Annotated in this window: 20 protein-coding genes, 1 other RNA gene and 1 riboswitch; of the genes, 15 read left to right on the forward strand and 6 right to left on the reverse strand. The window is 66.5% G+C overall.

From position 1 onward, the window contains the following. Positions 1–35: 35 nt before the first annotated feature. Positions 36–113, reverse strand: a riboswitch (SAM riboswitch). A gap of 65 nt (positions 114–178) precedes the next feature. From LH400_RS10235 to LH400_RS10245, 3 genes are all read left to right on the forward strand, one after another. Continuing rightward, positions 179–1,270 (forward strand): 2'-deoxycytidine 5'-triphosphate deaminase, encoded by a 1,092-nt coding sequence (locus LH400_RS10235; RefSeq protein WP_229152573.1) that lies wholly within the window; start codon positions 179–181, stop codon positions 1,268–1,270. 188 nt (positions 1,271–1,458) lie between these two features. After that, a non-coding RNA gene (gene ssrS, locus LH400_RS10240) (6S RNA) lies at positions 1,459–1,615 on the forward strand. Between the two features lie 86 nt (positions 1,616–1,701). Beyond that, positions 1,702–2,271 carry a 5-formyltetrahydrofolate cyclo-ligase gene (locus LH400_RS10245; protein WP_229152574.1) on the forward strand — a complete coding sequence of 190 codons (570 nt, stop codon included), beginning with the start codon at positions 1,702–1,704 and terminating at the stop codon, positions 2,269–2,271. A gap of 22 nt (positions 2,272–2,293) precedes the next feature. Here the strand turns inward: LH400_RS10245 and LH400_RS10250 are convergent, their stop codons facing one another. Next, positions 2,294–2,815 carry a CAP domain-containing protein gene (locus tag LH400_RS10250; RefSeq protein ID WP_229152575.1) on the reverse strand — a complete coding sequence of 174 codons (522 nt, stop codon included), beginning with the start codon at positions 2,813–2,815 and terminating at the stop codon, positions 2,294–2,296. A gap of 125 nt (positions 2,816–2,940) precedes the next feature. On the opposite strand from LH400_RS10250, the gene LH400_RS10255 reads away from it, so the two are divergent. The 4 genes from LH400_RS10255 to LH400_RS10270 all read left to right on the forward strand — a co-directional run bounded on the left by LH400_RS10255 (position 2,941) and on the right by LH400_RS10270 (position 6,262). Then, entirely contained in the window at positions 2,941–3,591 is a 651-nt protein-coding gene (locus LH400_RS10255) for a glutathione S-transferase N-terminal domain-containing protein (RefSeq protein ID WP_229152576.1), read from the forward strand. Then, complete coding sequence (locus LH400_RS10260) at positions 3,591–4,412, forward strand: TIGR00282 family metallophosphoesterase (protein WP_229152577.1); 822 nt, start codon at positions 3,591–3,593, stop codon at positions 4,410–4,412. The genes LH400_RS10255 and LH400_RS10260 overlap by 1 nt, the downstream gene beginning before the upstream one ends. Positions 4,413–4,571: 159 nt before the next feature. Then, a complete protein-coding gene (locus LH400_RS10265) occupies positions 4,572–5,387 on the forward strand; it encodes a TerC family protein (protein WP_229152578.1) in 816 nt (271 codons plus the stop codon). Positions 5,388–5,545: 158 nt separating this feature from the next. Beyond that, positions 5,546–6,262, forward strand: coding sequence for a carbonic anhydrase family protein (locus LH400_RS10270; protein WP_229152579.1), 717 nt, complete (start codon positions 5,546–5,548; stop codon positions 6,260–6,262). Positions 6,263–6,493: 231 nt separating this feature from the next. On the opposite strand, the gene LH400_RS10275 is transcribed toward LH400_RS10270, so the two are convergent. From LH400_RS10275 to LH400_RS10285, 3 genes are all read right to left on the reverse strand, one after another. Further along, on the reverse strand, positions 6,494–8,212 hold the full coding sequence (locus LH400_RS10275; RefSeq protein WP_229152580.1) for a flotillin family protein: 1,719 nt from the start codon (positions 8,210–8,212) through the stop codon (positions 6,494–6,496). Positions 8,213–8,270: 58 nt separating this feature from the next. Beyond that, positions 8,271–8,948, reverse strand: a complete 678-nt coding sequence (locus LH400_RS10280) for an OB-fold-containig protein (protein ID WP_229152581.1) — start codon at positions 8,946–8,948, stop codon at positions 8,271–8,273. A 249-nt stretch (positions 8,949–9,197) separates the two neighbouring features. Further along, on the reverse strand, positions 9,198–10,697 hold the full coding sequence (locus LH400_RS10285; RefSeq protein ID WP_229152582.1) for an MDR family MFS transporter: 1,500 nt from the start codon (positions 10,695–10,697) through the stop codon (positions 9,198–9,200). 344 nt (positions 10,698–11,041) lie between these two features. On the opposite strand from LH400_RS10285, the gene LH400_RS10290 reads away from it, so the two are divergent. After that, the gene (locus tag LH400_RS10290; protein WP_229152686.1) at positions 11,042–11,437 is read left to right on the forward strand and encodes a MerR family transcriptional regulator; all 396 of its coding nucleotides are present in this window, start codon (positions 11,042–11,044) and stop codon (positions 11,435–11,437) included. A 68-nt stretch (positions 11,438–11,505) separates the two neighbouring features. Next, positions 11,506–12,015 carry a hypothetical protein gene (locus LH400_RS10295; RefSeq protein ID WP_229152583.1) on the forward strand — a complete coding sequence of 170 codons (510 nt, stop codon included), beginning with the start codon at positions 11,506–11,508 and terminating at the stop codon, positions 12,013–12,015. A gap of 12 nt (positions 12,016–12,027) precedes the next feature. Here the strand turns inward: LH400_RS10295 and LH400_RS10300 are convergent, their stop codons facing one another. Together LH400_RS10300 and LH400_RS10305 are read right to left on the reverse strand one after the other, a co-directional pair. Then, entirely contained in the window at positions 12,028–12,867 is an 840-nt protein-coding gene (locus LH400_RS10300; RefSeq protein WP_229152584.1) for an MBL fold metallo-hydrolase, read from the reverse strand. Positions 12,868–13,017: 150 nt separating this feature from the next. Beyond that, positions 13,018–13,629: a tetratricopeptide repeat protein gene (locus LH400_RS10305; protein ID WP_229152585.1), complete on the reverse strand. Its 612-nt coding sequence runs from the start codon at positions 13,627–13,629 to the stop codon at positions 13,018–13,020. Between the two features lie 344 nt (positions 13,630–13,973). Here LH400_RS10305 and LH400_RS10310 point away from each other — a divergent pair, with 344 nt between their 5' ends. The 6 genes from LH400_RS10310 (at position 13,974) to LH400_RS10335 (ending at position 19,459) form a co-directional block, all read left to right on the forward strand. After that, the gene (locus LH400_RS10310) at positions 13,974–15,569 is read left to right on the forward strand and encodes an ABC transporter substrate-binding protein (protein WP_229152586.1); all 1,596 of its coding nucleotides are present in this window, start codon (positions 13,974–13,976) and stop codon (positions 15,567–15,569) included. A gap of 79 nt (positions 15,570–15,648) precedes the next feature. Further along, on the forward strand, positions 15,649–16,497 hold the full coding sequence (locus LH400_RS10315) for an HAD family hydrolase (RefSeq protein ID WP_229152587.1): 849 nt from the start codon (positions 15,649–15,651) through the stop codon (positions 16,495–16,497). Then, entirely contained in the window at positions 16,494–17,021 is a 528-nt protein-coding gene (locus LH400_RS10320) for a GNAT family N-acetyltransferase (protein WP_229152588.1), read from the forward strand. Before LH400_RS10315 ends, LH400_RS10320 begins: the two co-directional genes overlap by 4 nt. Beyond that, the gene (locus tag LH400_RS10325; protein WP_229152589.1) at positions 17,022–18,029 is read left to right on the forward strand and encodes an ABC transporter permease subunit; all 1,008 of its coding nucleotides are present in this window, start codon (positions 17,022–17,024) and stop codon (positions 18,027–18,029) included. It abuts the gene before it with no gap. 111 nt (positions 18,030–18,140) lie between these two features. Then, positions 18,141–18,995, forward strand: a complete 855-nt coding sequence (locus LH400_RS10330) for an ABC transporter permease subunit (protein ID WP_229152687.1) — start codon at positions 18,141–18,143, stop codon at positions 18,993–18,995. 5 nt (positions 18,996–19,000) lie between these two features. Then, positions 19,001–19,459 carry a hypothetical protein gene (locus tag LH400_RS10335; RefSeq protein WP_229152590.1) on the forward strand — a complete coding sequence of 153 codons (459 nt, stop codon included), beginning with the start codon at positions 19,001–19,003 and terminating at the stop codon, positions 19,457–19,459. The last annotated feature ends 94 nt before the right edge of the window (positions 19,460–19,553 follow it).

Below are 19,553 nucleotides of genomic sequence, written 5' to 3' on the forward strand. Positions count from 1 at the left end.
CGGCCGCGTTGCCGCCGAGCCGGTTCGTCGAATCGATGTTCGTCAAAACGGCCCTTTAGCGAGTTGTTTAAAGTGGCTGCAAGCCGGCCGGCCAAATCACCACTAGTGACCTTTGCAAATAGCTGCGTTCCGGCTAGGCGTCAAGCAGCGAGACAAGGTGCTTGAGGAGCCGGAATTGATGCAGGACCTGCGCGGAGGGATTTTGCCGGATCGCGAGATCGCCGCGCTCTTCGAGGCGGGCGCGCTCACGACCATCGGTCCGCGCGACGACGACCAGATCCAGCCGGCAAGCCTCGACCTGAGGCTCGGGCCCGTCGCCTACCGGGTCCGGGCAAGCTTCCTGCCGGGACAGGGGCACTCGGTAAGGGCCAAGCTCGGCCGCTTCTCGCTGCACGAGTTCAGCCTGGAGGGCGGCGCGGTGCTGGAGACCGGCTGCGTCTATGTCGTGCCGCTCCTGGAGGTGCTGTCGCTACCTCAGGGCGTCCGCGCGACCGCCAACCCGAAATCCTCCACCGGCCGGCTCGACATCTTCACCCGCGTCCTCGCCGACGGGGCGCAGGAATTCGACAAGGTCCCGGCCGGCTACCGAGGCCCGCTTTATCTGGAAATTTCGCCGCGTACCTTCCCGATCCTGGTGCGGCGCGGATCGCGCCTGTCGCAGATCCGCTTCCGCTCCGGCGAGGCGACGCTCGCCGAGTCCGAGCTGTCCGATCTCCACGCGGCCGAGCGGCTGACGACGGCGCCGGACGCCAACATCTCCGGCGGCGGCATCGCCCTGTCGATCGATCTGGCCGGCGACGCTGCCGGTCTCGTCGGCTATCGCGGCAAGCGCCACACCGGCGTCATCGATCTCGACCGGCGGGGCGCCTATCCTCTCGCCGATTTCTGGGAGCCGATCCATCGCAGCGGCGCCGGCGAACTCGTGCTCGATCCCGACGAGTTCTACATCCTCGTCTCCAAGGAGGCCGTCCACGTTCCGCCCGCGTTTGCGGCGGAGATGACGCCCTTCGATCCGCTGGTCGGCGAGTTCCGGGTCCACTATGCCGGCTTCTTCGATCCGGGCTTCGGCCATTCGGCGGCGGGCGGCTCCGGGAGCCGCGCCGTCCTCGAGGTCAGGAGCCACGACGTGCCGTTCATCCTGGAGGACGGCCAGATCGTCGGCCGCCTCGTCTACGAGCACATGGCCGCGCTGCCGGAGCGGCTCTACGGCGCGGATCTGAAGTCGAACTATCAGGCGCAGGGGCTGAAGCTCTCCAAGCATTTTCTGTGACGGGATCACGTGCCGGCGATCACGTCCAGCCGGCCAAGCGGGTCTCGCGCCTTGAGCGCTGGGCCGGTTGAATCGCCGCCCCCGAACTTGCCGCGAAACGACGGGTGTCCGGCGTGCGGGCGCAGGGCCTCCGGTCCGAGAGGCAGCCCCTCTTTCAGTGCCCTTGGTTCTCGCCTATATGTGGTCTCGGCGGGCTGCGCGGTTCGACAGGGGTAACATTTCCTCGGGGCCTTAGTCATTCCCAAGGGAGCTGTTCCTGCCTCGGCTCGTGGGCCGGGGCATACGGCGCCCACCTACGTTGTAGGTTCCCGGGTTCGACTTCCTCATCGGCCGGGTGGTTCGCCAACTTCCCTCCTTTCAGATCGGCCTTTCGGCTCGGACCTTGCCCTTTCGCCTCTGCTCGGCCAAGTGTCGCGGGGAGGAGAGGGCCGATGGACGACAGCCACCACACCAAGGCGGATATTCGCCGCGTCTCGCTGGAGCGGCGCGACGCCATGTCCGAGGAAGCGCGCATCGAGGCCTCGCTCGCCGTCTGCGATCGGATTGCACAGGAGTTCGTGAGCCCGCCTGACGTCGTATCCGGCTTTCTGCCGATCCGCTCCGAGATCGATATTCGCCCGGCGATGATGACGCTTGCAGATCGCGGGGCGAGGCTCTGCGTGCCGGCGATCGCAGCGGGCAAGCTGGAATTTCGCCATCTCGTTCGCGGCGCGCCGCTGGAGCCGCAGGGCTTCGGCACCTATGCCCCCGGGACGGAGGCGGCAGTGCTCGACCCCGATCTGATGCTGGTGCCGCTTTCCGCCTTCGACCAGCGCGGCGGGCGCATCGGCTACGGCCGCGGCTATTACGATACGGCCATCGCCGCGCTGCGCGCCAAGGGCCGGGAGCCGGTTCTCGTCGGCGTCGCCTTCGCCTGCCAGGAGGTGGAGGCGGTTCCCATGGAGCCGCACGACGTGCGACTTCCGCTCATCGTCACGGAAACGGGCGTCATCCGCTCCTGAATCCGAACGAGCGCGGCCCGCGTCAGCGCGGCGCGCCGAGGATCAGCGCCCAATAGGGTTCGCCATTGGCGCCGGTCGCCGCCGCGAAGCCCGCTTCCGACACCCGCGGATTGAGGAGGTTCTCGCGATGGCCGGGCGAGTTTTCCCAGCCGCTCATGACAGCCGATGTCGAGCGATAGTTCCAGCCGATATTCTCGGCCCCGGCGCTGCGGCGGTAGCCATAGGCCTGCATTCGGCTGCTGAGATCCCCGTCGACCGTGTGGCTGAGCCGCCCCCGCGCGGCCATGGCCCGGGCCTGCCGTTCGGCGGCCTTGTCGAGCACGGCGTCGAAATGCACCGGGCCGAGACCGTGCCCGGCGCGAAAGGCGTTGATCTCGGCCAGCGCGCCCGCCCGGTCCACTGAGATCTGCCGGGTGCCGGCGACGTCCACCTCGCCCGGCGTCGCGGCGCAGGCGGACAGCATCGCCATGGCTGCCAGCGCGAGAAGTCCGGCAAACCGGCCAAGGCCGCTCCGCCCGTTCGGGCCATGCTTCATCATCGCCATCCTCGCTTCTCCGTCCAGGGCCTGGCCCGACCGCTGCCAGTGCCCCCGTGATCTTCTTGCGCGTTGCTCTAGCTTCGCCGCCAACGCCGCTTTTGAGGCAAATGACGACATTTCTGGGACAATCGATGATCGATCTTTACACTTGGCAAACACCGAATGGCGAAAAGCCCGTCATCATGCTGGAGGAGTGCGGCCTGCCGTACGAGCTTCACATGATCGACATCTCGAGCGGCGCCCAGAAGGCGCCGGACTTCCTGGCGATCAACCCGAACGGCAAAATTCCGGCGATCGTCGACCGGGACGGCGGCGGCGAGCAGCGCGTCTTCGAATCCGGTGCGATCCTTCTCTATCTCGCCGAGAAGACCGGGCTGTTCCTGCCGGCATCCGGACCGGCCCGCGTCGAGGCGCTCGGCTGGACCTTCTTCCAGGTCGGCAATACCGGGCCGATGCTCGGCCAGTGGCACCATTTCGCGATGTTCGCCGACGAGAAGATCCCGTATGCGATCAAGCGCTACCGCGACGAATCGCTGCGCGTCCTCGGCGTCCTCGACGACCGGCTGAAGGATCGCGACTATCTCGCGGGGGAGTACTCGATCGCCGACATCATCAATTTCGGCTGGGTCCGCTCCGGCGTTTCCGGGCTGAAGGACGAGGGCGCGCGAGACCTTACGGCGCTGATGGGCTGGATCGAGCGCGTCGGTTCACGCCCGGCGGTCAAGACCGCGCTCAAGAAGCTCGACCAGGCCCAGCGCGACGCCAAGCCGGACGCCGCCTGATGCGCTTCCTGTTCCTCGGGGACATGGTCGGCCGGTCCGGGCGCACTGCGGTGTTCAACCGGTTGCCCGGCCTCGTCGCCGACTGGAAGCTCGATTTCGTCGTCGTCAACGGCGAGAACTCGGCCGGCGGCTTCGGGATCACCGAGGCGATCTTCGAGGAGACGATCCATGCCGGCGCCGACGTCGTGACGACCGGCAACCATGTCTGGGACCAGCGCGAAGCGCTGGAGTTCGCGACGCGCCACGACCGGTTTTTGAGGCCCGCCAACTACCCGCCGGGGGCGCCCGGCAACGGCTCCGGCCTGTTCGAGGCGCGGAACGGCGCCCGCGTGCTCGTCGCCAACGTCATGGGCCGGGTGTTCATGAGCCCGGACCTCGACGACCCCTTCGCCTGCGCCGACCGGCTCGTTAGCGCCTGCCCGCTCGGCGAACAGGCCGACGCCATCATCTTCGACTTCCATGCCGAGGCGACCAGCGAGAAGCAGGGCTTCGCCCACTTTCTCGACGGTCGCGTCTCCGTCGTCGTCGGCACGCACACCCATGTGCCGACCGCCGACCACCAGATCCTCGTCGGCGGCACCGCCTATCAGTCGGATGCCGGCATGTGCGGCGATTATGATTCCTCGCTCGGCATGGAGAAGGAGGAGCCGCTCAACCGCTTCCTCACCAAGGTGCCGCGCGGCAGGTTCGAGGCGGCGCAGGGGCCGGCGACGATCGCCGGGCTTGCCGTCGAGATCTCCGACCGTACCGGGCTTGCCGAAAAGGTCGCGGCGGTGCGGCTGGGCGCGAGGCTGTCGGAGAGCGTGCCGGACTTTTGGTAGGCAGCACTGTTTCCTGCAGATCGCAGTCCTATCTGACATCAGGTCGAACGGCGCGGTGAGCAATTTCCGCTACGCGTCGGAGACCCTGTTGCGACGTCCGGTTCTTCTCATCCGAGACGGGCCCGTCGCCAGCCGACCTCTCGCGCTTCCGGAGCCCCGATGGCCGACTATTTCGACTTCCTCGCCGACCCCTCTGCCTATGTCGCCCTCTTCACGCTGATCGTGATGGAGGTCGTCCTCGGTATCGACAACCTCGTCTTCATCTCGATCCTGTCGAACAAGCTGCCCGAGAGGCAGCGGGCCACCGCGCGGCGGATCGGCATCGGCCTCGCGCTCGTCCTCAGGCTCGGCCTCCTGTCCACCGTGGCCTTCATCGTTCAGCTGACCGAGCCGCTGTTCACAGCGTTCGGCCACGGCTTTTCCTGGCGCGACCTGATCTTGATCGCCGGCGGCCTGTTCCTGGTCTGGAAGGCGACGAAGGAAATCCACCACTCCGTCGACCCCGAGGATCACAAGGACACGATGATCGGCAAGGCCGTGACGGTGACGCTCGGCGCGGCGATCGTCCAGATCCTCCTCCTCGATCTCGTCTTCTCGATCGATTCGATCATCACCGCCGTCGGCATGACTGACGAGGTCGGGATCATGATGATCGCCGTCATCTTCGCGGTCGTCGTGATGCTGGTCGCTTCCGGGCCGCTGTCGCGCTTCATCGAACAGAACCCCACCATCGTCATGCTGGCGCTCGGCTTCCTCCTGATGATCGGCATGACGCTGATCGCCGACGGCCTCGGCTTCCACGTGCCGAAGGGCTATATCTACGCCGCGATGGCCTTCTCGGGTCTGGTCGAGGCGCTGAACATGCTGGCGCGGCGCAAGCGGCGGCTGGATCGGGAGAAGGCGGCCGCCGCCGGCACCAGCCACCCGGCAACGGTGCCGGCCCAGGCGCATGGCGGGGCGCCGACGGTGACGTGAGTGCGGCCGGCCATCCGGAACATTGATGCAAATGCTGTTGAATGCATTTGCCGGTTCTTCATAGGGTTTTACGGACGGCGCCGGCTCATCTAGCCGACTATGAAGTATTAATTCATAGTTGCATCGTGCGGGACGGTCCGCACGGTGGAGCTCTTCTCATGTTCACGAGACGCATGATTTGCGGCTGTCTTGCCGCCGTTCCTTTCGCAATGATCGCCCGTCCGTCCCTCGGGGCCGAGGGCGACACCTGTGCCGTCTTCACGCCGGCCCGCCAGCGCGAGACGTCGCCCGCCAAGGCCCTGGCTCGTCTGAAGGCCGGCAACGAACGCTTCGTGTCGGGAAAGACGATCAATTGCGATCTTCTTGCCCAGGCGCAGGAAACCGCGGCCGGCCAGGCGCCTTTCGCGGCGATCGTCGGCTGCATGGACTCGCGGGTGCCGCCCGAGCTCGTCTTCGACCAGAAGATCGGCGACGTCTTCGATGCCCGCATCGCCGGCAATTTCGTCGACACGAACATCCTCGGCAGCCTCGAATTCGCGACCAAGGTGGCCGGCGCCCGGCTGATCTGCATTCTCGGGCACAGCGACTGCGGTGCGATCAAGGGCGCAATCGACAATGTCGAACTCGGAAATCTGACGGCGACGCTGAAGAATATCCGCCCGGCCGTCGAGATGGCCGCCGCTGGCGGGAAGGCCGGCACCTCGAAGGACCCGGACTTCGTGCAGAAGGTCGCCGACGCCAATGTCGCGCTGGCAGAGCGCTTCATTCTCGACAACAGCCCGACGATCAAGGAGATGGTCAACGCCGGCAGCGTCAGGATCGTCGGCGCGATGAACGATCTGGCGACCGGCCGCGTCCGCTTCTTCGAAAGCTGATACCGGGAGGCATTGGAAATGACGCCTGGTTCCGATTCCTGATTTTCGTCAAGCCTCTGGCTTGGCGTCGAAAATCGGAATCTGTGCAGCGCGCGGATGCCTAAGCATTCTCGCTCTCTGGCACAGTCCGGCCCGGTTGCCGATCTCCGGCCGGATCGCTCTGACGCTGTCTTCGGGGCCTGCGGCGCCCCGGAGACCTTCCTGCGGTACGGCCGTCCCCGCCGGCCCTTCTCAAGCGCCGGGCTGCTTGCCATTGGCGGGCGAGGTCGCTGCCGGGCCCGCACCGTTCGCCCCGCTCTCGCCCATCTTGGCCGCGCTGCGGCCGAGATTGCCGAGGCCGCCTTCGAGATCTAGCTCCTTCAAGAGCGCGTCGACCAGCGGCGCCTGCCCGCGGTAGCGCAGCGCCGAGTTCACCAGCCGGTCGGACATCGAGGCGCCGTCGTTGCCCCCTGCGCCATTTCCGCCTCCGCCGCCGGAAGCGCCGGCGAGCCCGTCGACCTGGAGAATCTTTATCTGGTCGATTCGCTCCATCGGACGGACGCTCTCGGCGATGATCTTCGGCAGTTCCTCGATCAGGCGCAGGCGCACCTGCATGGCGATCTGCTCGGCGGACAGCATGTTCGCCGCCTCGTTGATGGCGCGCTTGCCTTCGGCCTCGACCCGGAAGCGGACCTCGTCGGCCTCGGCGCGCTGGCGCACGGCGTCGGCCTCGGCTTCGGCGAGGATGCGCGAGCGGTCGCCGTCGCCGCGGGCTTCCTGGCGCTGCGCCTCGGCGCGGTCCTCGGCGGCGTCGCGATCCGCCTCGGCGGCGACGCGAATTGCGATCGCCTGCCGCTCGGCTGCCTTGCGCGCCTCGACGAGTTCGACCTGCTTGCGGCGCTCGGCAACCTCGATCTCGCGGACGGTCTCGACCTGCTCGGCGGCCCGCACGGCAAGCGCCCTCGCGGCGTCGGCCTCGGCCTGCGCCTCCGACCGCGCGCGGGACCGGTCGGCGACGGCGATCTCGCTGTCCTGCTCGGTCAGCTTGATCGTCTTCTTGCGCTCGATCTCGGCGGCCTCAACGGCCTGTTCGCGGGCGATCTCGCGCCGGCGCACTTCCTGCTCGGCATTGATCTGGGCCTCCTTCGCCTCGCGTTCGCGCTGCGACTTCTCGGTCGAGATCAGCGCCTCCTGCGCCGCCCGGCGAATGGCGATCTCGCGCTGCTGCTCCAGCCGCGAATATTCCTGCTCTCGCGTGATCTCGAGCTGCTTCTGCTCGGCTTCGAGATTCTTGCGCGCGATCGCGACCTGGGTGTCCTGCTCGATATCGTTGCGCTTCTTGCGCCGCTCCTCGATCTCCTGGGTGAGTTTGGTCAGGCCCTCGGCGTCGAAGGCGTTGTCGGGGTTGAAATAGTCGCGCTTGGTCTGGTCGAGGCCGGTCAGAGACACCGTCTCGAGTTCCAGGCCGTTCTTCAGGAGGTCTTCCGAAACGGCGTTCTGGACGCGCTGGACGAAGTCGATCCGCCGCTCGTGCAGCTCCTCCATCGCCATCTCGGCGGCGACCGAGCGCAGCGCGTCGACGAACTTGCCCTCGATGAGGTCCTTCAGGCTTTCCGGCTCCATCGTCCGCCGGCCGAGCGTCTGGGCGGCATTGGCGATCGATTCGGCGGTCGGCTGGGCGCGGACGTAGAATTCGGCGACGACGTCGACGCGCATGCGGTCGCGGGTGATCAGCGCCGCCTCGTCGGCGCGGCGCACTTCCAGGCGCAGCGTGTTCATATTGACGGGGATGACCTCGTGCAGCACCGGCATGACCAGGGCGCCGCCATTCATGATCACCTTCTGGCCGCCGAGGCCGGTGCGCACGTATGACACCTCCTTCGACGAGCGTCGGTAGAGCCGGGCGAAGATCAGGAAGACGGCGACGATCGCCGCGACGATCGCTCCGATCAGGATGAAGATCTCATTCACGGCATAGTCTCCGTCATGGTTCGCGACCGGGCGGACCGGCGCGCTGCGTTGCAGGATCTCAGGCGGTAGGATCACGCATCACGCGGGCCTTCGCTCCCGCCAGCGAGATGACGATCACCGGCGTTCCCGTCTCGATCGCGTCGCCTTCGTCGTCCGGTTCGGCAAGGAGGTAATGGGTCGTGCCGTGCTCGTCGGTAATGCGGATCTGGGCCGGCAGGCCGGTGCGCGCCGTGCCGGCGCTGACGATGCCCATCCGGCCGACGAAGGATTCGCGGCTGATCGCGGCGGTCTCCTCCTTCGGGATGACGCGGCCGATCGCCCGGCCGAGGAACCGCATGAACAGGCCGCCGCCGGCGACGGCCGGGATCGCGGCGAGGCCTGGGGGAAGCGCGGCGCTGAAGAGGTTCGCCGCCGCGACCTGCAAGACGAAGCCGGTGCCGCCGAAGCCGAGGAGGAACAGGATGACGAGGACGAGCAGCGGCACCCGTCCGAAGGAGAGCCAGGACAGGGCGGCATCGAAATGGGAGCCCTCGAAGGCGCCATGCCCGCCCTCCACCTCCAGATGCGCGTCCATCTCCGGATGGGATGCCGAGATGTCGGGCACGGCATCGTCGACGAGCCCGGAGAGAGAGTGACCGAGGATCGCCGACAGCGCTTCCAGAAGCGCGATCGCCAGCACGCCGCAGAGCGCCAGGGTGAACGGGAGGAGCGGCGGGTCAAAAAGCTCGGCGGGCACGACGGCCAACATCCCCCAGCGTCAGGTTGCTCTCTCGCGAATCTGTGTACGCAAAGACCCTAACCCGACAAGGAGCCTCATGTCAGGGTTAATTTTCCATGCACCTTCGTAAGTCCTTCGGGCGCTGATCATAGTAAAGCGCGACGAAGATCCGGCGGCGGCCGCTCGCGGCAACTTGCCATCGTCCCGTGAAGGGCGATCAGGCCTGCCTGGCTGCGGGTGTCGGCGACGTTTTTCGTGTTCTGGGTGTCACGCCTCCGCGGTCGGCAGCGCCTCGCGGGCGGCTGCAGCCGGTGCCGGGGCTGGCGCCGGCTTGGCGCGCGGCACCAGGAGCGCCAAGGCCAGCGTCAGTGCCGAGACGACGAACATCGCCCAGAAGGTGAGATTCAGCGAATGGTGGAGCGCGGTCTGGATCGCCGGCTCCGCAGCGATGGCGCCCGGCACGTCGAGCAGGCGCTGGATCCGGTCGAGATCGACCGGCTGCGCCGAACCGCCGCCGCTGGCCAGGCTGATATTGAACACGGCACCGAGGGCGGTGGCGCCGAGGGTCGAGCCGAGATTGCGTGCGAAGATGTTGGACGAGGTCGCCGCCCCCCGCTCGCTCCAGCCGACCGCGCTCTGGACGATGACGATGGCGGCATTGGTCAAAAAGCCCATGCCGAAGCCCATGACCAGCGACCCGCAGGCGGCGACGATAGGCGATACGCCGGGCTGCAGGAACAGGAAGACGGAGGCGCCGACCGGAAGGAGCGCTGCGCCGAAGATCAGGATCGGCCGCAGGCCGAAGCGCGTGAAGTTTCGCGCCGAGACGGTCGCGCCGATCGGCCAGCCGAGCACCATGGCGGTGAGCGTAAAGCCGGCAACCAGTGGCGACTGGCCGAGCACGCCCTGCACATACATCGGCAGGAAGGTGGTGAGGCCGATGATGGTCATGCCGCTGAGGAGGGTGGCGAGATTGGCGGTGGCGATCGCCCGCCGCAGCCACAGTCCGATATCCATCATCGGGTCGCTCGCCCGCCGTTCCTGGACGAGGAAGAGGACGCCGGAGGCGATCGCGACGGCAAGCGCCGCGATGACGGCGCTGTTCGACGTGCCGGCCTCGGTGAGGGCCACCATCACCGCCGCGACCGAGATCGCGAAGAGGCTTGCGCCGAGGACGTCGATCTTGCGCCTTTCCCGGGTGATCCCCTCGTTCAGGAAGGCGATGAAGCCGGCTGCGGCGAGGATGCCGACCGGGATGTTGATCCAGAAGATCCAGGCCCAGGAGAGATGCTGGATGATCAGGCCGCCGGCGAGCGGCCCCACCACCGAGGAAATGCCCCAGATGCTGGCGAGATAGCCCTGGACCTTGGCGCGCTCCTCGACCGTGTACATGTCGCCGACGACGGTGAGCGCCACCGGCTGGATCGCGCCGGCGCCGACGCCCTGGATCAGGCGGAAGGCGATCAGCGTCGGCATCGACCAGGCAAAGCCGCAAAGCAGCGAGCCGACGAGGAAGATCGCGATGCCGATCAGAAGAATGGGCCGGCGGCCGTAGAGATCGGCGAGCTTGCCGAAGGCGACGGTCATCGCCGTCTGGGTCAGGAGAAAGGACGAGAACACCCAGGAATAAAGATGCAGGTCGCCAAGCTGGCCGGCGATCTGCGGCATGGCGGTCGAGACGATCGTCGCCTCGATGGCGATCATCGCCATGGCGGCCATGATCGCGGCGACGATGAAGGGACGGCGGAGCGTCTGGCTTTCGGGCATGGAGACCAACCGATGATGGCCGCGGGGGCGTCCGACGGCGGCTGCCTCGGATCGTCGGGCGCGACGGTCCGGGCCGGGGAGGGATATCGATAAGGGGACCTTGCTGCTTTGCCTTAAGCTCGTCGGTCAAGGCTGGCAAGCGGCTCTTGCGGCGCCTGCCGCAGGATTGAACGCGAGCGGTACGATGGCCGGCCGGCATCGATGGGGAGTGGTCGTCCGGCTGATATCCCGTTGACCTGGCCCTTGGGGCCAGACGCATAGAGGTGCGGCCGGAACCAGCGAGGTGAGTCGTGCCCGAATCCGCGAGATATCTCAGCCCCAGCGAGGCCGCCAGACGCCTCGGCGTGTCTGCAAAGGCGCTGCGCCTCTACGAGCAGCGCGGTCTGGTCGTGCCCGGTCGAACTGCGGCCGGATGGCGGACCTATGGTCCCGCCGATATGTCGAGTGCATCCGAAGTCGTCGCCCTGCGGTCGCTCGGCCTCAGCCTCTTGGACGTGGCGCAGATCCTTGGCGGTGACTCCCGGAGTCTCGGCCCAGCGCTGGCTGCCCATCAGACTCTGCTCGAAAGCCGGATCGCAGAGCTGGTCGAGGCAGTGAAAAGGGTGGGCAAATTGCGCCGCGTGGTTCGCGACGAGCAGGCCGTTCCGCTTGCTCGGCCTAGCTCGCTTCCGGGCTCGTTCGACGGGCCCGCTGTCGCCTTTGCCCTGCCTTGGCCATGGGGGGCGAATGGTTCCAGCTGAACGACATCCGGCCGTTGAACTGCATTATCGGTCCGCTGGGAAGCGGCAAGACGCGGCTGGCACGGCGCTTGGCGGAAGAACTGCCCGGCTCCGCCTTTCTGGCCCTCGGCCGCACTTGTGAGGGGCAGCCTGCGGAGGAATTGCGGGCGGATTCTCGCCTTGGCGCGCGGGCCGAAGACCAACACGCCCGGCTCGTTGAGAATGGTGCGGCGCCGTCGAGCATCCTCTTCGACCTCGTGACGCATCTGGAAGCCGATCGATCCGGCGCACTGGTGATCAACATGCTTGAGGAGGGGCTGGATCAGGCGTCCCAGAAAGCCTTGATAGCCGATCTTCGACGTCGCGGGCCGGACGCTGGCTCGCTCTTCTTCACCACGCGGTCTTCGTCGATCCTCGATCTCGCGTCCGTCGGCGGCGGTGAGGCGATCATCCTGTGCCCCGCCAACCACAGCCCGCCGATGCTTGTCGCCCCCTATCCGGGAACGCCGGGTTACGAGGCGGTGGCGCTGTGCCTGGCTGACCCGCAGGTCCGCGAACGCACGCGCGGCGTGACGGCCGTTCGCCGGAAGGTCGCTTGAACGGGGGCGGTCTCACACGCCCTTCAATACGATCACCGTCGGCCGCTCCGGCAGGGTGCGGACCGAGACCGTGAGGCTCGGCGTCGCCCGGCGCTCGACGGCGAAGTCCGGCAGCCTGTCGAGGAAGCGCTCGATCGGTCCGGCGAAGCGGTGCATCGGCAGGACGATCTGGGCGCGCAGGCGCTTGGCCGTCTCGCCCATGCCGCCCTGGCTCAGCGTGTAGCCGCCGTCTACCGGCACCATCAGGACGTCGAGCCGCCCGATCTGGGCATAGTGCGAATTGGTCAGGGCGTGATGGAGGTGGCCGAGATGGCCGATGCACAGTCCCGCGACCTCGAAGATGAAGATCGAATTGCCGTCGTGCTCCATCGCGCCGGCATAGGAGCCGCCAAAGGAGCGGATGTCGGTCGTGACATTGCGCACATACATGTCCCCGACGGTAAGCGCATGCCGGGCCGGGCCCGGCCCGTCGGGATTCCAGCCTCGCAGCACATTCGCGATCGCCGGGTCGGGATAGGGCGTGTTGTGCGAGGAATGCGCCTTGTTCATCGTCACGATGTCGGGGAGGGCGCCGCTGGCATAGCCGGCGAAGTCGGTCGCGGCGACGACGCCTGCCGGGCTTTCGATCAGATAGGTGGAATGGGCGACATAGGTGATGGTGACGGTGTCGTTCAGCGCGGCAAGGCGCGGCGCGACATCGCGGCCGGCGCGATCTGCCGAGAAATCCGCATAGATCGCTCCGGGCAGGCTCTCGGCGACCGCGAGGCAGGTGCTCGGCACGGGCTGGGCCCGGGCCGCGACCGGAGCGAGAAGCGCGGCTGCGAAAAGGATTGCGGCGACGGTCTTGAGCATTGGCTGGCCCCCGGATCCGAGCGATGGCGGGACACGCCCCGGCGGTTCGGCGGCCGGTGGTCGGGTCCGGGGTTCAGGCTAACCGAGCCCGCCGCCTCGCGAAATCATAATGCCGTCATCGCCCGGAGTATGCGTACCGTCCCCGCTCCGTCACAGATCGAGACCCCTCGGAGCATTCGGCGCCGCGGGCGCCGATGGAGCGGGGATCAAAAGCGCGCGCTCCTTAAGGAACGGGTCGATCGCCACCGCTTCGCGCAGCTGCTTCTGGGCGAGTTCGGCGCGCCCCTGCCGCATCAGGATCATCACCCGGCCGGCCATTGCGGCGAAATGCCTCGGCTCGAGTTCGATGGCCCGGTCGACGTCTTCGAGTGCCCCGTCATAGTCCTCCTGCAGGAAACGCACGAAGCCGCGCTGGTTGAAGATCTCCGCATAGGTCGGCGCACGCTCGGCCGCCTTGTCCAGAAGTTCGCGCGCCCCGGCGAAGTCGTAGCTCTCGCGCCGCGACATCGCGGCTTTCAGGAGGCGGCCGGTTTCAGTATCCGGCGCGACCATCCACAGGCGCCAGATCGCGTCTTCCAGAACGCGGGCGGCCCTTTCGTTCGGCGCTGCCCGCAGCGCTTCGAAAAGCCGTGCGCGTTCCGTTCGGTCGACGGTCGATGCCGACGGCCCGGATCCGGCCGGCTGGGCAGCGCCGGGAAGCGGGAGAAGTGCCGCTACGAGCAGCAATGCCAGAAGGGATGCCAAGATCCCGGTTCTCGCCACGATCTCCTCCTCTTGCGTTATGGTTGCACCCCGGAAGGCGGAGCCGCCTTCGATCCGAGTGCCGGACATCCTATCGCTCGAGCCGCCAGCGCCAATTCATAAACCCGTCATCGCGTGCCGCTCGGCCGGGATCTGGGTTCCTCACGATCCGCCCGCCTTCCGGCCGTCACCCGGCCTCGACGACTTCCAGCGACCCGCCTGACCGCTGCTGCTGGGCCATTCGCTTGCATGGAAGAAAATTGAGCATGCTCGGCCGGTTGGGCTTGCATCGGAACGGCAAAGACTGTCCGATGCGCCGCCAGAGCGGACGAGATTCCGCCTAGTCCTGACAGGAGGTGTCCCACATGAAATTCGTCACCCGGCTTCTTGCCGCGACCGCGCTTACGCTGGCGCTCGGTTCAGCGGCGTCGGCGAAGACGCTCGTCTATTGTTCCGAGGCGTCGCCCGAAGGCTTCGATCCCGCGCTCTACACGGCCGGCACGACGTTCGACGCGGCCTCGCGCACGGTCTACAACCGCCTGGTCGAGTTCAAGCACGGGTCGACCGAGATCGAGCCGGGCCTTGCGGAGTCCTGGGAGATTTCCGACGACGGCACGGAATACACGTTCAAGCTGCGACCGGACGTCAAGTTCCAGACGACCGACTTCTTCACCCCGACCCGCACGCTCAACGCCGACGACGTGATCTTCTCATTCGAGCGGCAGCTGAAGAGCGACAATCCCTGGAACCAGTATGTCAACGGCGCCAGCTGGGAATATGCCAGCGGCATGGGCTTTCCGGACCTGATCAAATCGGTCGAGAAGGTCGACGACCATACCGTGAAGTTCACGCTGAACCGTCCGGAAGCGCCGTTCCTGGCTGATCTCGCGATGGACTTCGCCTCGATCATGTCGAAGGAATATGCCGACAAGCTGCAAGCCGACGGCCAGATGCAGATGCTGAACCAGCAGCCGCTCGGTACCGGTCCGTTCCAGTTCCTAGCCTACCAGCCGGACGCCGTGATCCGCTACAAGGCGAATCCGGACTACTTCAAGGGCAAGCAGCCGATCGACGACCTGATCTTCGCGATCACCACCGATGCTTCGGTGCGCGCGCAGAAGCTGAAGGCGGGCGAGTGCCAGATCATGCCGTATCCGAACGCCGCGGACGTCGCGTCGATGCAGGCCGATCCGAACCTCAACGTTCTCGAGCAGAACGGCCTCAACGTCGCCTACATGGCCTACAACACGACGCAGCCGCCTTTCGACAAGGTCGAGGTCCGCAAGGCCCTCAACATGGCGATCAACAAGCAGGCGATCATCGACGCCGTGTTCCAGGGCGCGGCGAGCCCGGCCAAGAACCCGATCCCGCCGACGATGTGGAGCTACAACGACAGCATCAAGGACGATCCGTACGATCCGGAGAAGGCCAAGGAGATGCTGAAGGATGCCGGCGTCGAGAACCTCAAGATGAAGATCTGGGCGATGCCCGTCTCCCGGCCCTACATGCTGAACGCGCGTCGCGCGGCCGAGCTGATGCAGGCGGATCTGAAGAAGATCGGCGTCGATGCGGAGATCGTCTCCTATGAATGGGGCGAGTATCTGGAGAAGTCGAAGGCCAAGGACCGCGACGGCGCAGCCATGCTCGGCTGGACCGGCGACAATGGCGATCCCGACAACTTCCTCGACACGCTGCTCGGCTGCGACGCCGTCGGCGGCAACAACCGCGCCCAGTGGTGCGACGAGGAGTTCGACGCCCTGGTCAAGAAGGCCAAGCAGGTCTCCGACCAGGAAGAGCGCGCCAAGCTCTACGAAAAGGCGCAGGAAGTCTTCAAGGAGCAGGCGCCCTGGCTGACGATCGACCATTCGAAGGTCTTCATGCCGATGCAGAAGTCGGTGAAGGGCTTCGTGCAGGATCCGCTCGGCTACCACCGCTTCGACGACGTCGACATCGAGCAGTAAGCGTCCAGCTCACCTGACATGACGAAGAAGAAGGGGCGGCGTCGGCCGCCCCTTCTCGATTGAAAGGGGCCTGTCCCAGATGCCCGCGACACATCCGTTCAAGTCCCGCATCCTCCTCGCCTTCGACTTCGACTGGACGCTCGGCGAGGATTCCTTCGAGCGGCTGGTCGCGCTCAAGGGCTTTGACATCGACGCCTGGAAGTCCGAGCACTACCGCCCGCTCGGCGACAGTGGGTGGGACGACATCCTGGCGAAGTTCGAGGGCGTGCGCCGCATGTGCGCGGCGGCCGGACGGACGGTGACGCTGGAGGATGCGGCCGAGGCCGGCCGGACGACCAAGGGCTTCGGCGATGCCGAGACCATGCCGGACCGGCTGCGACAGGTGGCGCATGAGATCGATCCGACGATCACGCTCGAATTCGCGATCGTTTCCTCGGGCTTTCTCGACGTCTTCGAAGCCCATCCGATCGCCGCGGCCTTCGACCGCCGCTATGGCTCGCGGCTTTTCGCCGGCGGGGACGGCGTGATCCACGGCGTCTCCAGCATGATCTCGCATCCCGAGAAGGTGCGCTACATCCAGGCGCTCGCCAAGGGCGTCGACACCTCCGGATCCAACGCGCCGTCGCGCACCGATGCCGATGTCGGTGAAGAAGAAATGCGGGTCGCGTTCGATCAGCTGATCTATGTCGGCGATGGGGCGTCCGATCTCCAGGCCTTCGAATTCGTCCGCTCGGTCGGCGGCTTCGCCATTGCGGTCTCCCGCGACGGCGGGTTCTCCGCCGAGGACGAGATGCTGCGCGCGCAGCGCCCGGACGCGCTGGCGCCTCCGGGCTATGAGGACGGTGCGCCGCTCTACGAGATCCTGGCGCTGGCGGTGCGCTCGCACGCGGCGCGGATCGCGCTACGCCGGCTCGGGCGGGACCGGTGAGGCGGTCGCCCGGAGAGCCGGCCGCTTCGGTCGTCGTACGGCCCGCCGAACCGGCCGACGTGCCGCAAATCGCAGCCGTCTGGTTCGAAGGCTGGATGGAGGCCCATCTCGGGCATGTGCCGGAAGCGCTGATCCGTCACCGGACCCGTGAGACTTTCGCGCGCCGGGCCGGCGAGCGGCTGAAGGACGTATTCGTGGCCGCCGGCGAGGCCGGCCGGATCGCCGGCTTCCTGCGGGTGCATGGCGAGGAGATCGAGCAGGTCTTCGTCGATCCGGCGTTTCGGGGGATCGGCGTGACCGATCGCCTGATGCAGGCGGGCGAGGCGCTGCTCCTTGAGCGTGGCATCGAGGACGCATTCCTGGTCGTAAATCAGGCGAACACGCGTGCACAGCGCTTTTACGGCCGGCAGGGCTGGCGACCTGTGGGTATGGTGGACTATTCGGCGGAAACCGAGGATGGAGAATTCGTCATTCCGATTCTCCGCTTCGAGAAGACGCTTCGCGACCGCCAAGAGGAGAGATAGGTGCAGCGCTTCCTGATTTCGCGGGTGCTGGTCCTCATCCCGACCTTCATCGGGGTGTCGATCGTCGCCTTCGCCTTCATCCGGCTTCTGCCGGGCGATCCCGTTGCGCTGATGTCCGGCGAGCGGGTGATGGCGCCGGAACGCCACGCCCAGATCATGCACGCGCTCGGCTACGACCGGCCAATCTGGGAACAGTATTTTTCCTACCTGTTCGGACTGTTCCAAGGCGATTTCGGCACCTCGATCGTGACCAAGCGGGGTGTCGCCGGAGAGTTCTTCACGCTGTTCCCTGCGACGCTGGAACTGTCGATCTGCGCGATCATCATCGCGGTCGCGCTCGGTGTGCCCGCCGGCGTCTTCGCCGCGGTCAAGCGCGGCTCGTGGTTCGACCAGACGGTGATGGGCGCGGCGCTCGTGGGCTATTCCATGCCGATCTTCTGGTGGGGCCTGCTGCTGATCATCCTGTTCTCCGGCATCCTGCAATGGACGCCGGTCTCGGGCCGGATCTCGCTCCTCTTCTATTTCCCTCCGGTGACCGGCTTCATGCTGATCGACTCGGCGCTGTCGGGGCAGGAGGGCGCTTTCACATCGGCGGTCTCGCATCTGATCCTGCCGGCGGTCGTGCTGGCGACGATCCCGCTCGCCGTCATCGCCCGGCAGACCCGCTCGGCCATGCTGGAGGTTCTCGGGGAGGATTATGTGCGTACCGCCCGGGCCAAGGGTCTGGCGCCCTCACGGGTCGTCGGCATCCATGCCCTGAGGAACGCGCTGATACCGGTGATCACGACGATCGGCCTCCAGGTCGGTGTCCTGATGGCCGGTGCGATCCTCACCGAGACGATCTTCTCCTGGCCGGGCATCGGCAAATGGATGGTCGATTCCGTCTTCCGCCGCGACTATCCGGTGGTGCAGGGCGGCCTCCTCTTGATCGCCATGATCATCATGCTCGTCAATCTGATCGTCGATCTCCTCTACGGCGTGATCAACCCGCGCGTGCGCGCACGATAGGAGCGAAGCATGAGTCACATCTCCGCTCAGGAAGCCGAAGAGGGCGTCGGCACCGACCTCCCGGACCGTGACCATTCCGATCGGGGCGATAAGAAGAGCGTCCGCCGGCAGATGCTGGAGGAGTTCTGGTTCTATTTCTCAGAGAACAAGGGCGCAGTGGGCGGCCTCGTCGTCTTCGCGCTGATCGTGCTCACGGCGATCTTCGCACCGCTCCTCGCCCCGCACTCGCCGATCCTGACGAACAACGACGCCCAGCTCCTTCCGCCGGCCTGGCAGGACGGCGGGCAGTGGACCTATTTCCTCGGCACCGACGCCATCGGCCGCGACATTCTCTCGCGGCTTCTCTACGGCGCGCAGTATTCGCTGTTCATTGGCGTGGTCGTCGTGGTCGTCGCGGTGACGGTGGGCATCGCCGTCGGGCTGATCGCGGGCTATGTCGGCGGCTGGGTCGACACGGTGATCATGCGGGTGATGGACATCATCCTCGCCTTTCCCTCGCTGCTCCTGGCGCTCGTCCTGGTCGCCGTCCTCGGCCCCGGCCTGACCAACGCGATGATCGCGATCGCGCTCGTCCTGCAGCCGCATTTCGTCCGGCTGACCCGGGCCTCGGTTATGGCCGAGAAGCGCCGTGAATACGTCACCGCCGCCAAGGTCGTGGGTGCCGGTCCCCTGCGGCTGATGGTGGTGACCATCCTGCCGAACTGCCTCGGCCCGCTGATCGTCCAGGCGACGCTGTCCTTCTCCAACGCCATCCTCGACGCGGCCGCTCTCGGCTTCCTCGGCATGGGCGCACAGCCGCCGACGCCGGAATGGGGAACGATGCTCGCCGAGGCGCGCGAGTTTATCCTGAGGGCCTGGTGGGTCGTGACCTTCCCCGGCCTCGCAATCCTGGTCACCGTCTTGGCGATCAACCTGATCGGCGACGGCCTCAGGGACGCGCTGGACCCGAAGATGAAGCGGAGCTGAGATGGATGGGAAGCTGGGTCGGCCCTGCGATCATCGCGGCGATCATTGTTGGCATCTTCACCGGCGCCGGCTGGTTCGTGACCGCCAGCCTGGCTTTACGCGCGGAGGATCGCAAGCGCAGCCGCAGAGTGCGGGAGCTTCAGATTGCCCTGCGTGCCGAGATCGTCAGCGAGCTTTCCGATCTTGAGTCTGATCCGGACCTCAACGAAGAGGACAAGGAAGCTGTGATCAGCCGAAACATGCAGAATGCCAATCTCTTCGTGCCGGCGGCGACGCCGAACCGAATATTCGAGGCGCTGGTTTCGGAGTTCCCGTTGCTGGACGCAGGCGCGATCGAACCCGTGGTGCTTTATGCGCACCAGCGCGACATTGCGAATGGATGCGTTCCGACCTCAGGCGATCGGAATTTCTGGAGCTACCCGTCGAAGAGAAGGCGCAGATCTTGCGCGACTATCTCGACGTGAAGGGCGTTCAGCGAGATCGTGTTTGAACCGCTGTCGAAGCTTTGAGCGCCGAACGATGAGCCGATCAATAGAACGAGCGCGGTCCCGTCCGTCC

It is taken from the genome of Jiella soli (assembly GCF_020615385.1).
In the GTDB taxonomy this organism is placed as follows: Bacteria; Pseudomonadota; Alphaproteobacteria; order Rhizobiales; family Rhizobiaceae; genus VKMB-3413.